The sequence below is a fragment of the Nocardioides sp. 616 genome (genome assembly GCF_002930065.1).
In the GTDB taxonomy this organism is placed as follows: domain Bacteria; phylum Actinomycetota; class Actinomycetes; order Propionibacteriales; family Nocardioidaceae; genus Nocardioides; species Nocardioides houyundeii.
The window spans coordinates 25,311-37,409 of the sequence record NZ_POAG01000027.1; the positions used below are offsets into that span (position 1 = coordinate 25,311).

General features: G+C 68.6%; 17 protein-coding genes. 5 read left to right on the forward strand and 12 right to left on the reverse strand.

Going from position 1 to position 12,099, the window contains the following annotated elements; all coding sequences use genetic code 11:
* Window positions 1-83: 83 nt before the first annotated feature.
* The 3 genes from C5H89_RS18440 to C5H89_RS18450 are packed head-to-tail and all read right to left on the reverse strand — an operon-like array spanning window position 84 to window position 1,844.
* Window positions 84-788: a hypothetical protein gene (locus C5H89_RS18440; RefSeq protein WP_104108425.1), complete on the reverse strand. Its 705-nt coding sequence runs from the start codon at window positions 786-788 to the stop codon at window positions 84-86.
* Window positions 785-1,612: a hypothetical protein gene (locus C5H89_RS18445; RefSeq protein ID WP_104108426.1), complete on the reverse strand. Its 828-nt coding sequence runs from the start codon at window positions 1,610-1,612 to the stop codon at window positions 785-787. Before C5H89_RS18445 ends, C5H89_RS18440 begins: the two co-directional genes overlap by 4 nt.
* A gap of 52 nt (window positions 1,613-1,664) precedes the next feature.
* On the reverse strand, window positions 1,665-1,844 hold the full coding sequence (locus C5H89_RS18450) for a hypothetical protein (protein ID WP_104108442.1): 180 nt from the start codon (window positions 1,842-1,844) through the stop codon (window positions 1,665-1,667).
* A gap of 47 nt (window positions 1,845-1,891) precedes the next feature.
* On the opposite strand from C5H89_RS18450, the gene C5H89_RS18455 reads away from it, so the two are divergent.
* A complete protein-coding gene (locus C5H89_RS18455) occupies window positions 1,892-2,575 on the forward strand; it encodes a hypothetical protein (protein ID WP_104108427.1) in 684 nt (227 codons plus the stop codon).
* A 21-nt stretch (window positions 2,576-2,596) separates the two neighbouring features.
* Here the strand turns inward: C5H89_RS18455 and C5H89_RS18460 are convergent, their stop codons facing one another.
* Entirely contained in the window at window positions 2,597-3,352 is a 756-nt protein-coding gene (locus tag C5H89_RS18460) for a class II glutamine amidotransferase (RefSeq protein WP_205305129.1), read from the reverse strand.
* A 318-nt stretch (window positions 3,353-3,670) separates the two neighbouring features.
* Between C5H89_RS18460 and C5H89_RS18465 the strand changes: the two genes are divergently transcribed.
* A complete protein-coding gene (locus C5H89_RS18465; RefSeq protein ID WP_162799475.1) occupies window positions 3,671-4,321 on the forward strand; it encodes a DUF998 domain-containing protein in 651 nt (216 codons plus the stop codon).
* Here C5H89_RS18465 and C5H89_RS18470 read toward each other — a convergent pair.
* On the reverse strand, window positions 4,289-4,981 hold the full coding sequence (locus tag C5H89_RS18470; protein WP_205305130.1) for an LmeA family phospholipid-binding protein: 693 nt from the start codon (window positions 4,979-4,981) through the stop codon (window positions 4,289-4,291). The two genes, C5H89_RS18465 and C5H89_RS18470, sit on opposite strands and share 33 nt — an antisense overlap.
* Window positions 4,982-5,058: 77 nt before the next feature.
* Window positions 5,059-5,394 carry a hypothetical protein gene (locus C5H89_RS19220; protein ID WP_205305131.1) on the reverse strand — a complete coding sequence of 112 codons (336 nt, stop codon included), beginning with the start codon at window positions 5,392-5,394 and terminating at the stop codon, window positions 5,059-5,061.
* A gap of 405 nt (window positions 5,395-5,799) precedes the next feature.
* Here C5H89_RS19220 and C5H89_RS18480 point away from each other — a divergent pair, with 405 nt between their 5' ends.
* Window positions 5,800-6,291: a SigE family RNA polymerase sigma factor gene (locus C5H89_RS18480; RefSeq protein ID WP_104108430.1), complete on the forward strand. Its 492-nt coding sequence runs from the start codon at window positions 5,800-5,802 to the stop codon at window positions 6,289-6,291.
* Complete coding sequence (locus C5H89_RS18490; RefSeq protein WP_162799476.1) at window positions 6,291-7,586, forward strand: hypothetical protein; 1,296 nt, start codon at window positions 6,291-6,293, stop codon at window positions 7,584-7,586. Before C5H89_RS18480 ends, C5H89_RS18490 begins: the two co-directional genes overlap by 1 nt.
* A 159-nt stretch (window positions 7,587-7,745) precedes the next feature.
* Here the strand turns inward: C5H89_RS18490 and C5H89_RS18495 are convergent, their stop codons facing one another.
* Both C5H89_RS18495 and C5H89_RS18500 read right to left on the reverse strand, forming a co-directional pair.
* Window positions 7,746-8,045 carry a hypothetical protein gene (locus C5H89_RS18495; RefSeq protein ID WP_104108433.1) on the reverse strand — a complete coding sequence of 100 codons (300 nt, stop codon included), beginning with the start codon at window positions 8,043-8,045 and terminating at the stop codon, window positions 7,746-7,748.
* A gap of 102 nt (window positions 8,046-8,147) precedes the next feature.
* Window positions 8,148-8,714, reverse strand: a complete 567-nt coding sequence (locus tag C5H89_RS18500; RefSeq protein WP_162799477.1) for a hypothetical protein — start codon at window positions 8,712-8,714, stop codon at window positions 8,148-8,150.
* Between the two features lie 339 nt (window positions 8,715-9,053).
* Here C5H89_RS18500 and C5H89_RS18505 point away from each other — a divergent pair, with 339 nt between their 5' ends.
* A complete protein-coding gene (locus C5H89_RS18505) occupies window positions 9,054-9,527 on the forward strand; it encodes a DUF4265 domain-containing protein (RefSeq protein WP_162799478.1) in 474 nt (157 codons plus the stop codon).
* Window positions 9,528-9,597: 70 nt separating this feature from the next.
* On the opposite strand, the gene C5H89_RS18510 is transcribed toward C5H89_RS18505, so the two are convergent.
* The 4 genes from C5H89_RS18510 to C5H89_RS19230 form a co-directional block, all read right to left on the reverse strand.
* Entirely contained in the window at window positions 9,598-10,179 is a 582-nt protein-coding gene (locus C5H89_RS18510) for a type II toxin-antitoxin system RelE/ParE family toxin (RefSeq protein ID WP_104108436.1), read from the reverse strand.
* Window positions 10,180-10,242: 63 nt separating this feature from the next.
* On the reverse strand, window positions 10,243-10,578 hold the full coding sequence (locus C5H89_RS18515; protein ID WP_104108437.1) for a type II toxin-antitoxin system prevent-host-death family antitoxin: 336 nt from the start codon (window positions 10,576-10,578) through the stop codon (window positions 10,243-10,245).
* 516 nt (window positions 10,579-11,094) lie between these two features.
* Complete coding sequence (locus C5H89_RS18520; RefSeq protein WP_104108438.1) at window positions 11,095-11,436, reverse strand: YciI family protein; 342 nt, start codon at window positions 11,434-11,436, stop codon at window positions 11,095-11,097.
* A gap of 284 nt (window positions 11,437-11,720) precedes the next feature.
* Window positions 11,721-12,099 (reverse strand): hypothetical protein (locus tag C5H89_RS19230; protein ID WP_205305132.1); only part of this gene is annotated, 379 nt, incomplete at its 5' end.

Here is a 12,099-nt window from a genome sequence, read left to right on the forward strand (position 1 = left end):
CTCCGACAAGAGCCGCACCACGCCCACCGCTTCTACGAGCGTCTCGGTTATGCGGCAACGCACGAGGGCTTCAAGCTGACCCTCTAGATGTGATGCCCAGGCACGATGCCCGTCCGCCCCTCCCAGGAGCCGTGCTCGGAGAGGGGCCGGAAGCGGTAGGTCGCGAACTCGTGGTGGAAGTCGCGCCGCTCCCGTTCGCGCATCGCCGCGGCGTGCCGCTGGGGCTCGGGCACGTCCGAGCGGCCGTGCACCATCTCCACCATCTGACGGACGCTGTGCCAGACCGAGAACGTCGAGATGGTCCGGGGCGGCCTCAGGGCGGCGACCGCGAGCGTCACGCCCGGGTGGTCGCGCACCAGACGCTCCACCGGCCTGCCGTGGTGCAGGAAGCGGAGAAGCTCCGGGATCTTCATCCGGGCCAGCGTCACGGCCACCACCGGCTCGTCCTGCTCCCAGCCGCCGGCGCGCTGCGGCAGGCCCGGCAGCGCGGCGATGCTGGACCACCGGCGCATGAACTCCAACCGCACGTGCCACCCCTGCGCCAGCCTGCGTCCCAGTGGGTCGCGTGCCAGGAAGTGGGTCAGCGCCGCCTCGTCCTGCCACTGCGCGAAGACGGCCAACCGGGTCAGCTGCAGCCGCTCGGGGGAGACCACGGGAGCGCCGAGCCGCATCAGCGACAGGCACTCGACGTGGTCGAGACCGGGCGTCGAGCTCGCCGGAGGGCGCACCAGTGCCCGTGCCCCGACCCGCCAGGGGACTTCCGCGAGGTGGAAGCTGTGGATCGTCACGACGCGCGCTCCAGCTTGTAGTGGAGTCGGACCACCGGCGCGTTCCAGAGTCGCAGCTCGTGGTCGGTGCGCAGCACGCCGTGCGCGTCGACGTACGCGTGGAAGACCTCGTGCAGCGGGACTCGCGCCGCGTGGTCCCGCCGCTCGCGGACGACGATGTACGCCCCGTCCTCGCCGAAGCCGCCCTTCGGTGACTCCAGCAGGAGCCCTCCGCCGTCGACGACCGAGGGGCGGAGGAAGACCTGGAGGTTGCCCGACTCGAGGGGGAACGCGACGTGGACGCTCGGGCGGTCAGCGCCGGGCAGCGTCCGGGCGGAGTAGGCGCCGCTGAAGACCGGCCGTCCGTTGCTGCGCAGGTTGCGGGTCCACGCCGCGGCGATCTGGTCGCCGTGGCGGTCCCGGATCGGCGTGACCTGGCTGTCCATCCCGTGGGCGACGTCCAGCGGCCGCATCGGCAGGGCGAGCTGCTCGACGCGACGCCCCCACAACCGCGAGATCAGCTCCCCGCCCGGCCAGAACAGCGGAGACCAGCCGGTCCACACCTCCATCTGCCAGGACGCCGTGTGCTCGTAGAAGTCACGGACGTCCGGGTGCAGGCGGTCCGCGTCGAACCCGGGGCCGTCGAGCACGGACATCGACGACAGCAACCCCGCCCGCGGGTCGTCGTCCAGCGCGCCGCCGTGCCGGGCCGCCTCGGTCTCTAGCCACTCGGTGCTGACCAGGGATGACTTGCTCACGGGTGCATCGAGCCACCGCTCGCGTCCCTCGAGGTCGACGCGGCGGCCGGTGAGCTGCCAGAACTTCCGGGACCCCAGGTCCAGCATGTGAAGCACGAGCCGAAGTGTGCCCTAGCTAGGACGTCCCGGGAGGTCACGTCTAGCCCGGGGTTGGCGTGTCTTCCTCGATCTCTTCGTACCGCTGGTGCAGCCGGTCGCGGACCTGCTCGGGCGTGTACGCCTGCCGCTTCCGCTCTCCGCGGGCGACCACCACGCCGGTCGCCACCACGCCGGCCATGCCGGCCATCCCGAGAAGCTTCCACCACGTCGCCGCGCGCATACGGGCGACCCTAGCCCCCATGGGGCACGATGCCTCGCGTGAGTGACATGCGCGCCGAGGGCATCTCCGTCGAGGAGGCCGCCCGCCTCACCCGCACGGGCGACCTCTGGCTGTTCCGCGGCCGCACCACCGCCGACCGCGCCATCCGGACCCTCACCAACGCCCCCGTCAACCACGTCGGCATGGCGGTGGTCATCGACGACCTGCCGCCGCTGCTGTGGCACGCCGAACTCGGCAAGGCACTCGTCGACCACTGGTCCGGCGACTTCCACCGGGGCGTGCAGCTGCACGACCTCGGCGACGCGGTGACCCGGTGGCGGGAGACCTACGGCCAGGCGGCGTGGATGCGCCAGCTCGCCCCGGAGGCGGGTCGGGAACAGGAGGACGGCGCACTGCGCGCGATCGCGCGCCTCGACGGAGTCTCGTTCCCCAGCACCGCCCGCCTCGCCGCCCGGTGGCTAGGCGGGCGCGACGCCCACCAGCCGCGCCGCAAGCGCGGACAGCGGGTTCGTCCTGAGGCGGCGTTCTGCGCGGAGGCCGTGGCGCTGACCCTCCAGGAGATGGGGATCGTCGAGGACGGCTGGAAGCCGACGTGGTTCGACCCAGGCACCTTCTGGAGCGGTGAGTTCCTGCCGCTGCTTCCCGGCTGGTCCTACGGCGCGGAGATCCAGGTCGGCGCGCTCCCGCCCAAGACCGCGAAGGTCCCGAGCGCCCGGAGGCGCTGGCGCTAGCGCCGCCCCGAGAGTGCCCCTCTACACCTTCAACCGGTCGACGGTTCTGGTGATGCTTTCACCGTCCCGCTCGAGGAACACGATCTCCCCGAACTCCAACGTCGACCAGTCGTCGGTGCCCTCGGTCAGCGGCTCGGAGGCGAAGATGACGGACGTCGCCTCCTCGACACTGCAGTCCTCGAAGCCGTACGTCGAGTCGTCATGGAAGTTCCGACCCATCAGCAGATACATCGGCTCCAGGAGCATGGAGAGGGCGAAGTCGTCCGTGCCCGGGCCGGACTTGCGCAGCTCTCTCCAGTCACCAGCCGGGTCAGTCTCGCCCTGGTGCCCGGTTCCGACGTTGACCCCGATGATTCGGTTCGGAGAAACCAGAGCCACCTTCAGCTTGGTCAGTGCTGGGAGATCGAGATCCTTCATCGCCTGCACCAGGAGCCTCAGCATCTCCTCGAAAGCGCGCTTCACGTCCTCGTCGCTGTCGCTCTCGAGCAGGGACAGCAGGAGCACGTAGAGGAACTCCGTGTCCGTGTTCCCCCTCATCTGCTCCAGGTACTCGTCCTTGCAGTGCTGCAGCAGCTCGCGCTGCAAGAGCTTCCAGTTCGGCACGTCGCCGTTCTGCGCGATGATCCAAGGGGTCCCTTGGTAGGAGAAGGGGTGGCAGTTCTCATCGGCCAGCACGGTCTTGGCGTTGTAGTCCGCGGCTCTCACATGGGCAAGCATTGTGCTGACCTGGAGACTCGGCACGATCCCGCCGACATTGTCGTCGTAGAAGGCCGCCATGGGGCGGTGGTAGAGGAAGGGCTCCTCGGGCTTGAGCAGGTGCTCGCCCCACGCTCCGAATCCCCACCCGGCCAGCTGAAGCTGAGGGTGACGCTCCGGGTCGAGGGCCTGGTTGACGAGACTGTTCTCCGGCTTGAGCAGCAGGTTCTCCAGCGGTACTTCTGACCCGATATAGGCGAGAACTCGGCACATAGGTTTCCTTCACTGATGGTTCTTTGCGTCTTTCCGGCATCGCCGCGAGCGTCTCGAGCGTATGCCGGTACGGCGGGCTGGCGCCAAGCGAGCCTGAGATGTCTCCACCCCGGCTACGGTGACCTGATGCCCCTGGCCCAAGGACGACGGCTCCAAAGAGTCGCCGGCGTCCGGGCCGCGCGCTGGGGGGCGCTGGCACTCCTGGTGCGACCGGCGTACATCGCGACCGAGTTCGTCGTTGCCGCGGCGACGACGGGCGGCTACAGCTTCGTCTCCGATTCGGTCAGCCGACTCGGTGAGGTCGGTTGCTCGGCGGCGTACTGCTCGCCGCGGCACGAGCTGATGAACGGCTCGTTCGTGGGCTTCGGCGCCTTGCTGGTCGGCGGTGCGGTGTTGCTCTCGCGGACTCTGGGGCCCTGGGTCACGGGACTGCTGGTGGTCTCCGGGCTGAGTTCGGTCGCGACGGGCCTCGCGCCTCTCGACCAGCACAACACCCTGCACGCGATCGCAGCGACACCCTTGTTCGCAGCGCAGCCGATCGCGCTGATCGTTCTCGGGACGCGGTTGCGGAGTGACCGACCGCGCCTGGCTGGGGGTCTTCTCGCTGCGGGGGTCCTGACCGGTACGGCGGCCGTGTCGTTCGTGCTCTCCGGCGACGGCCCCGCATCCGGTGCCTTCGAGCGCCTTGCCCTGTGGCCGGTGCTGGTCGGGCTGGCCCTGTTCGCGTGGGCGCGGATCCACTCACTACGGGACGAGCCGCACACGCTCGCCACGTAGGTAGGCACGGAAGCCGTCGTCCTGGACGACGACGTCCTGGAGCACGAGTCCGTCGGGCAGGCCCTCGATGTCGTGCTCGATGGTCACGAGCTGGCGCACCAGGGTCGCAGTGGCGTCGGAGAAGAAGTCAGGCCCACCGATGTCGATAGAGCTCGGCTCGAGAACCAGTCGCCCACCTTGGGCCTCCACCGTTCCGGTGGCAGTGACACGTAGGTCGCGGCCCAGGACCTCGACGGTGCGCACGACAGTCGCCTGGCCGTCGGCGGCGGCCCCCACAGAAGTCCCGCCACCGACCTCGTCGGCGACGACCGCGAACGGCACGGTCGCCTCGACGCTCACCCGGCCCGCCACCACCGTCTCGGGACTCGTGACCACGTCCTGGCCCACGGCCTCGACATCATGGAGCAGCGAGCCCTCGGTCACCAGGGTCGCCGCGTCCAAGCGCAGCTCCTCGAACCAGGCCTCGTCCGTGCCCAGGTCTGAAGGGGGCTCCGCGCCAGGGGCACGCGCGGCGTCCTCCGGACGCGAAGAGGGGGAGCGCGCCTCGTCTCCGGGGGCCGGGTCAGTCACCACCCACCAGAAGATCCCTACCGCGACCACCAGGACGAGGAGCATCCCGGCAGCACCGAACATCAGGTCCTTGACTCGGCGCGACTTCATCACGCCAGTCTGCTTGCTCGCTGCGGCCCACCGATCAGCGCGTGGTTGAGAGCCACTCAGCGCAGCTCCGTAGTGCGTCACTTCGGCTCCCTTCTGTTGTCAACCGGTTCGGCGTAGCGTCGTCCCCGCGGTCCGGGAAGTGGCTGATCCGAAGTGTCGATGAGCGGGAGCAGGTCGACCGCGCTGGATTGAAGAGTCGCCCCGCAGTGCCCTCCCGGGCCCGTGCCAAGGTCCTCGCCGGCTGTGTCCCGTTGTGCGTCCTCGAGCAGCTGTCGATAGATCGCGTCGGAGATCCTTCGCTTGAGACACCTGATCGCCTCGAGGGACTTCTTGCCCTCGGCTCGCTTGCGTCGGTAGTAGACGCGGCCCTCGGTGTCGAGCCGGATCTGGCTGATCGCGGCAATGTGGATCATGTGGTTCATCCGCCGGTTCCCGGCCCGTCAGAGCCTGTGCCGGTTCTGCTCACCCGAGGACGCGTCCAGGGGCGCGGTGCCGGTCCAAGACGCGAATCGGTTGCGGTCGGCGAACTGGTCACGTCACCGACGTCGGCCAGGACGCGGGCAGCGACAACTGGGCCGACGCCGGGCAGGTCCATCAGTCGTGAACCACGGGCCAACACGATGGCCTTCAGACGGCTTTCGCGGTCCCGATGAGCGAGGTCACTCGTCCGCCGTCACAGGAAGACGAAGTGCTGCACCCGAACAGCTTAGGCCGGTCGTGCGGACGACGCGCCCGGTTCGCCGCGTGGCCGGCAGAAGTCGCGCCAACCCTGCGGGGTGCGGATGGCGTTGACTGGGTGAGGAGCCGGGGGAGGGCGGATGGATGAGCAGGGATTCACCGCATGGGCGGCCGCTGTCGAGCGGCCGCTGTTACGCGCGGCGTACCTGCTGACCGGGGACCTCCAGCGCGCCGAGGACCTGGTGCAGGAGGCGCTCGTCAAGGTCGCCCTCCGCTGGCCCCGGCTGCAGCACGAGAACCCGACGGCCTACGCCCGGAGAATCCTGGCGCGCGACCACGTCACGGCCTGGCGGCGGCGCCGCCACCGGGAGACCGAGCTCGTCGAGACGGTGGTCGTGCCGGCGGTCTCCTTCGACCCGGACACGGAGATGGTCGTCCGACGGGCGCTCGCCCGGCTCACGCCGTCGCAACGCGCGGTGCTGGTGCTCCGGCACTTCGACGACCTCACCGAACGGGAGACCGCCGCCGTGCTGGGGGTCTCCGTCGGCACGGTGAAGAGCCAGAACGCCGCCGCCCTCGCCCGGCTGCGCACCGGCGCCCCGGAGCTACTCGACCTGATCGGAGGGACCTGATGGACGACGAGAGGGACGAGGAGCGGTACGCCGAGGGCCTGAGCGAGGTGCTGCACCGCGCCACCGACCGGATCGAGAGCCCGGGAATGGCCCGAGCGGCGCTGATCGGGGCGCGGCAAGCCCGGCGTCGACGCGGTGCAGTGGCCGTGGCGGCGGTCGCCGCCTCGGTCCTCGCCGTCCTGGGCGGGATTCGCCTGATCGGAGGCGGCACCATTGGGACGGCGCCCGCCCCGGCGGCACCGACGCCCACGGCCTCGCCGACGCCGACCGGAGCACCGACGCCGTCCGCCCCCGAGCCGCCGGACGAGCCCGTCGTCCACCCGACCTGGGACCCGTTCACCATCGTGGACGCACCGCTGCGCGAGACGGTACTGCCGGTGCGGCTCGTCCCGCCCGAGGAGGCGCCCGCGATCGAGGATGACCCGATGCCGGCGGCCGTCGTGGCCTGGCCGGCGGCGGGGCGGGACGTGATGCTGCTGGGCGAGGACGGGCGATGGCGCTCGGTGCCGGGCACCGCGGAGGCGCTGTCGGGCACGCTGAACGACGTGGTGCGGCCGGTGCTGCCGCATGGCGGGCAGAAGGTCGCGATGTCGACGGACGCGGGGATCCTCGTGGTCGAGGTCGCCACCGGCGCCCGGCGGACCATCCCGTGGCCCGACGAGCTCGCCGAGTGGGACACCGCTCCCGAGCTGCGCTGGGCGCCGCTGGGGAACGCGGCCGGTCTCGCGGTGCTGCACTGGGACGCGACGTGGCTGGTGGAGCTCGACGGCACGGCGCGGAGGGCGCCGTACAGCAGGCCCTACGGCACCGGCCTCGCCTTCGACCCCGTGGGGCCGGTGGTGGAGAAGCGTTGGGAGGAGCTCGACCTCCGGGTGTGGGATGGAGCACCGCACGTCGCCAGCATCACCAGCAGCGTGCCCTTCGGCTACTGGGGCGAGCGTCTGATCTTCGAGCGCGGGCTGGTGGCGATGACGGGCGGCGGCAACGGGCTGCCCGGCGACGGTGGCCCGATGGTGGTCGAGGCGGCCACCGGCGCGGTGGTCGGCTACGCCCCGATCCGGGACCGCAGCTCGGTCTACACCGACAACGGCTACCTGACCGCCCTGGGCTTCCTCGACGAGGAGACCGTGCTGCTTCTGGTTGGCCCGATGGACTTCCGCACCATGGATCTCGGCGAGGAGCAGCGGCACCTCGTCGCCTGGGACTTCCGTGCCGGGACCTTCGAGCGGTTGACGAGCGGCGACTCCTCGATGTCGGCGATCACCGTCGCCTGGGGGGTGCTCGCCGCCGGATGACGTGCGCAATACGCGCAAGAGGTCGAGCGGACGAGCGCCCCACCAGATCGGGCGCAGGCCCCTTCGTCGAAGTAGCCCGGTTGGGTTCGCCGAGCTTTCTGCATCTCGACACCGTTGGCCATCCGCCGCGCCGCCGCTGCCTATGCGCGCGGCGGGTTGTCAGAACGGATTGGTGAAGGTGATCGGTTTGTCAGCAGCCTGGGCGTAGGCGACCTCTCCTCGCGTCGACTCGCCGACGTATCCACCTGGGTTGACGACCAGGACACGGTCGGCCAGGTCGATCTTGCGTAGGTGAAGAGCGTCCAGGATGCCCTTCTCCTCGGGGGTGGGCGACTCGTCTGCCTCGCTCGGGGCTAGGACGATCACTCCCGAAAGGCTCAGTTCACGGGTCGCCGCGCGCATCTCGGCCATGAACTTCGCCGATCCGCAGATGCAGACGATTTCCGGATGTTCAGTCACGTGTCGACCCTAGCGACGCACTCATCTGCCGCGCTCCGTGCCTTTGAAGAAGTGCGTCATACCCCGCGAGTCGGCCGTATCGAATCTGTCGATGAGCGGTCCCTAGAGATCGCGGTTCTCAGCACCCTCGCAGAGGTCCGACCAGAACGGCACATACGTACGGGCTGAAGGGTGGAGGGGCGGGACGCGGAACTCGTGGGCCACGTAGTCGAGGAGGTTATCGCCGTAGAAATTGACGTCGGTCTGATAGACCGAGAAGACCGGGCCGGGTTTGAACCGCGGGTCTGACGCTATGCACCGGTGGGAGAACAGCGGAATGAGTCTCGGGACACCGGCAAGATGTGCGCGGGCTTCACGCTCCCGATCGTCCTTCCCATCAGGTCGCTCACCCCATGAGGCTGGCCAGAAGCCGTTGTTGTGCACGTCGAAGATGACGCCATCGATCGGCCAGGCGAGGCGTCTACGCAGATCCTCATCGGGATCGTTCCGCCAGTCCGGCCACGACTCGCCACTAGGGAGCGCCGCCTGGAGGAACTCGCGGTGCTCGGGTCCGAAGGCGAAGCCGAGCCTGTCCTGGACCCGCGACAGCTCCCCGTCCGAAAGGCCCCGATCGAGTCGCACTCCGCTAGCGGCAAGGCGCTGGATCGACTCGGCGATGAGGTCGGGCACGGAAGCGATCATGTCGCATGAATCGCACTCACATGGCCGAGATGCGTGCACCTCGGCTGACCCGCTGTCTATTGCAAGCGACGGTCGTACGCATCTGCCAGGTCACGCCACGTAGGACGGGCTGCCTAGCGAGTCCTCATAGGGCGGAGCGAGGGACGACCCCTCCGGTGGTGGCCATGTCGCGTACGGCTTCACCGTCAACTCCTTAGAGCCGCACACCGGGCACGCGAACATGGCCGTCAGTATGCAGGGGCAACCGCACGCTCATGCCGCTGATCGCGCGGTCGTGCCGATGAGCGTTCGTCTGACATGCGGTTCGCTTTGCCTGAAGATGGCTGCATGAGCGACACAGTCAAGGTCCGGTTCGTCCTTGACCGCGATGGCTCGGGGTGGCCCCCGGCGGAGTCAGAGGGGCTGTGGGCTCAGCCACTCGGGTCGGAAAGATTCCGGCTTGATAACACGCCTTGGTTCGTTCGTGGCGTTGCGGCGGACGACGTTGTCGAAGCGAAGCCGGACGACGCCGGAGTGCTGTGGTTTGTCAGGCTCGCTGAACGTGGCGAGCGTGTGGTGGTTCGGGTCATCCCCCGACCAGATGGGCCACTGAACGGTGACCGGCAGGCAGTCGTGGATGCGTTCACGCCCTTCGGCATTTCAGGCGAGGGGATGGCTACGCCGGTCAACATGGTGGCGCTCGACATCGGACCGGAGGCCCCGCTAGCCAGCGTGAAGGACCTGTTGGAGCGCGGGGAAGCCGACGGTCGGTGGAACTACGAGGAGGGGTGCGTGACCGAACGCTGGCTCAGCCTCGCCTGAGTCTCGGGGCGCACTCATCTGCCGCGATGAAGGCGCTTTGTGACAGCAACGTCATGAAAAGCAGGCACACCTAGTGAGCGGACCCTGGGCCGGCGATGTAGTCGTTCCAAGCCCTGTCGGCGTCCTCGAGGGTCATCTTCTCGACCTGGTCGGCGGGGATGCCTACCACGTGCTTGAGCGACTCGCTGAGCCAGCGTGGCACTGGTTCGGGTTCTGTGGGCTCCGGGGTGGCCGTCAGGCCTCGTGCGGGCTTGGTGAACATCGCAAGGACGTCGGTGAGGGCCTTGGTCTTCGGTGAGGAGCCGGCTGAGTCCACGCGGGCCTGGATCTCGGCGTAGACCTCGCTGTCCTTGCGGTAGCCGACCGCCCAGACCTCAGCGACCTCCACGAGGTAGCTGCCGGCCTCGTCCTCGACGACTCGCCACACGATGCGCCAGTCCCTGTCGCCGACGGTGATCTTCCGGTAGCCGATGAGGCCTCCGAGGAGCGGTTCGCCGGCGTTGGGGTCGCGTTCGATCTGGATCATCTTCTTCAGCGCCCATCCCACGATCTGCGGGTCGGCCTTGAAGAGGGTGCCGAGGTCCTCGACCGCGTCGTCGGTCAAGCGGACGACGCAGCCGTGAACGTCGGGGTGCTTGGGCTTGTCAGCCACGCGCCACGTCCCCGTCGGTCGCCTGCCACTGCTGTGGCCGGGCGACGGCATGTTGCGTCGGGGTCACCCGCGGCCGGCGGCGACGTCAGTGTCGAGCTCGGCCTCGAGCTGGGACCGGTCGAACCCGAACGCCGCGATGGCGTCGTCCAGGTCGGTGCGGTGGCCGGAGTCGGTGAGCTCGCGGGCCAGGACGAGGGCGGCTGCGGTCAGGTCTGATCGCATGTTGTGGAGCTCGGCGAAGTGGTCGACCGAGATGACCGCGGCCACGGGGCGGCCGTGGCGCTCGACGATGATGTCCTCGCCGCCTTCGGCGTCCTTGACCAGCCCAGCGACGCCGCGGACGTTGGCCGCGGTCACGGACACGTGGCGCTGGGGGTGAAGGTCAGCGATCATCGTCATGACCGAAACTGTACAGAAAACTGTGTAGAAAACAAGGCGGGACGGGGGCAGAGCCTTGCTCGCTGAGCGTGGAACCAGTCCCTTGCACCCACTGTAGCGTCGGCGATCGGCGACACGTCCGTGCCCGTGATCTCTCAACTTGCCTCCACCGCGGCCATCCCCGCCGCGGTGCCCGGGAACGCAACAACCCACGGTTCTGCCGGCTCGAAGAAGGGTCCACCTCTGCGGCTGCGGCCGGTCGACCGGCGGACATATCGTGGTCAGAGCACTCCGGTGTTCTGCCGATGAGCGGGCGTGAACGGGATACTGGAACCGTGTGAACGAACTCATCCGACAGGCCGCCAGTGAGTGGATCGCGCTCGACGCCAGCCTGGACTCGGTGAGTGCTTACGTTCGCCGATGGAATGACTGGCCGAACGGGCTCTCCTGACACGACGCCCGAATCTGCCGAAGAGTGCGTCACATCCCCGCTTGTCGGGCGCACGGATCTGGGTCACCAGCTCCCAGTGGTCAGCGCTATCGGACCTCCCGGACCTCCTGGGGCCAGCCACACCCGTCGGCGACCTTGGCGGCCCACTTCTTTGCCTCCTCGAGGTCAGGGACCTCGATGATGGTGATCCCGCCGAGATGCTCGATCGTCTCCGTGTAGGGGCCTTCGGACACCACCATGGTGCCGCTGGTGCCATCGAGGCTGAACGCCTGCGACATGTCCTCCACCAGACCGCCGGCGAACACTAGGACCCCTGCCTCCTCCATCTCGTTGACGACCTCTGTGGACGGTTTGACGCGGCTGCGGAACCACTCCTCGGTGTGGTCACCGACCCACTGCTGGTGGAAGTAAATGGCGTACTTGGTCATGGCTTGCCTCCCGTCTGGGACCGCCCGTGCGGCCCTGCATCACTCTGACGGACGGGTGCTGTCGAAATCGACAGCCGGACCTCAACGATTAGTTGCGTCCCGCCAACCGCAGCCTGCTGCGGGCCCGTGCACCGACCGCTCCCGCGACCATCGTGAATACCGATCTGCGGTGGGCGAGTGGAGGTACCGGGAGAATCTGGCCGCGACGGGTGTTCCGAAAAGCTGCGTCTTACCCCCGCGTATGGGCGCCCCCAGAACATCCGAACATGCCGATGAGCGGACCGTTAGCCTTCGCTGCCGTGGTAGCCGTACTCACGGCGAATGCGAGCGATGCCATCGACTAGACGCACCGCCTTCTCGGGCTCAACCTCACCCAAGACCTCGACCACATGCTCGGAGGTCACTGGCGTTCGCCACTTCAACAAGGCGTTGATGTACTTGTCATACTCGTCGTCCGGGGCGGCGTAGTCCTTGATGTAACCCGATGGGTCTACATCAGCGAACAACTGCGTCATCGCCCACCGGTACTCCCCGTAGTCGCGCCGTAGCACCATCCGCGCAGTCTCCCATCCCAACGTCCGCACATGCCGCTGAGCGGGCGATATCGTCGGGGGCATGCGGGAGGTGTCGGTCGTCGTCAGCGACCCGTGGTCATTCGTGACG

Excerpts from the sequence above, each read along its gene's own strand:
- C5H89_RS18445 (WP_104108426.1), bottom strand. The coding sequence starts at position 1,612 with ATGCTGGACCTGGGGTCCCGGAAGTTCTGGCAGCTCACCGGCCGCCGC.
- C5H89_RS18450 (WP_104108442.1), bottom strand. The coding sequence starts at position 1,844 with ATGCGCGCGGCGACGTGGTGGAAGCTTCTCGGGATGGCCGGCATGGCC.
- C5H89_RS18455 (WP_104108427.1), top strand. The coding sequence starts at position 1,892 with ATGCGCGCCGAGGGCATCTCCGTCGAGGAGGCCGCCCGCCTCACCCGC.
- C5H89_RS18460 (WP_205305129.1), bottom strand. The coding sequence starts at position 3,352 with ATGGCGGCCTTCTACGACGACAATGTCGGCGGGATCGTGCCGAGTCTC.
- C5H89_RS18465 (WP_162799475.1), top strand. The coding sequence starts at position 3,671 with ATGCCCCTGGCCCAAGGACGACGGCTCCAAAGAGTCGCCGGCGTCCGG.
- C5H89_RS18470 (WP_205305130.1), bottom strand. The coding sequence starts at position 4,981 with ATGAAGTCGCGCCGAGTCAAGGACCTGATGTTCGGTGCTGCCGGGATG.
- C5H89_RS19220 (WP_205305131.1), bottom strand. The coding sequence starts at position 5,394 with ATGATCCACATTGCCGCGATCAGCCAGATCCGGCTCGACACCGAGGGC.
- C5H89_RS18480 (WP_104108430.1), top strand. The coding sequence starts at position 5,800 with ATGGATGAGCAGGGATTCACCGCATGGGCGGCCGCTGTCGAGCGGCCG.
- C5H89_RS18490 (WP_162799476.1), top strand. The coding sequence starts at position 6,291 with ATGGACGACGAGAGGGACGAGGAGCGGTACGCCGAGGGCCTGAGCGAG.
- C5H89_RS18505 (WP_162799478.1), top strand. The coding sequence starts at position 9,054 with ATGAGCGACACAGTCAAGGTCCGGTTCGTCCTTGACCGCGATGGCTCG.
- C5H89_RS18515 (WP_104108437.1), bottom strand. The coding sequence starts at position 10,578 with ATGACGATGATCGCTGACCTTCACCCCCAGCGCCACGTGTCCGTGACC.
- C5H89_RS18520 (WP_104108438.1), bottom strand. The coding sequence starts at position 11,436 with ATGACCAAGTACGCCATTTACTTCCACCAGCAGTGGGTCGGTGACCAC.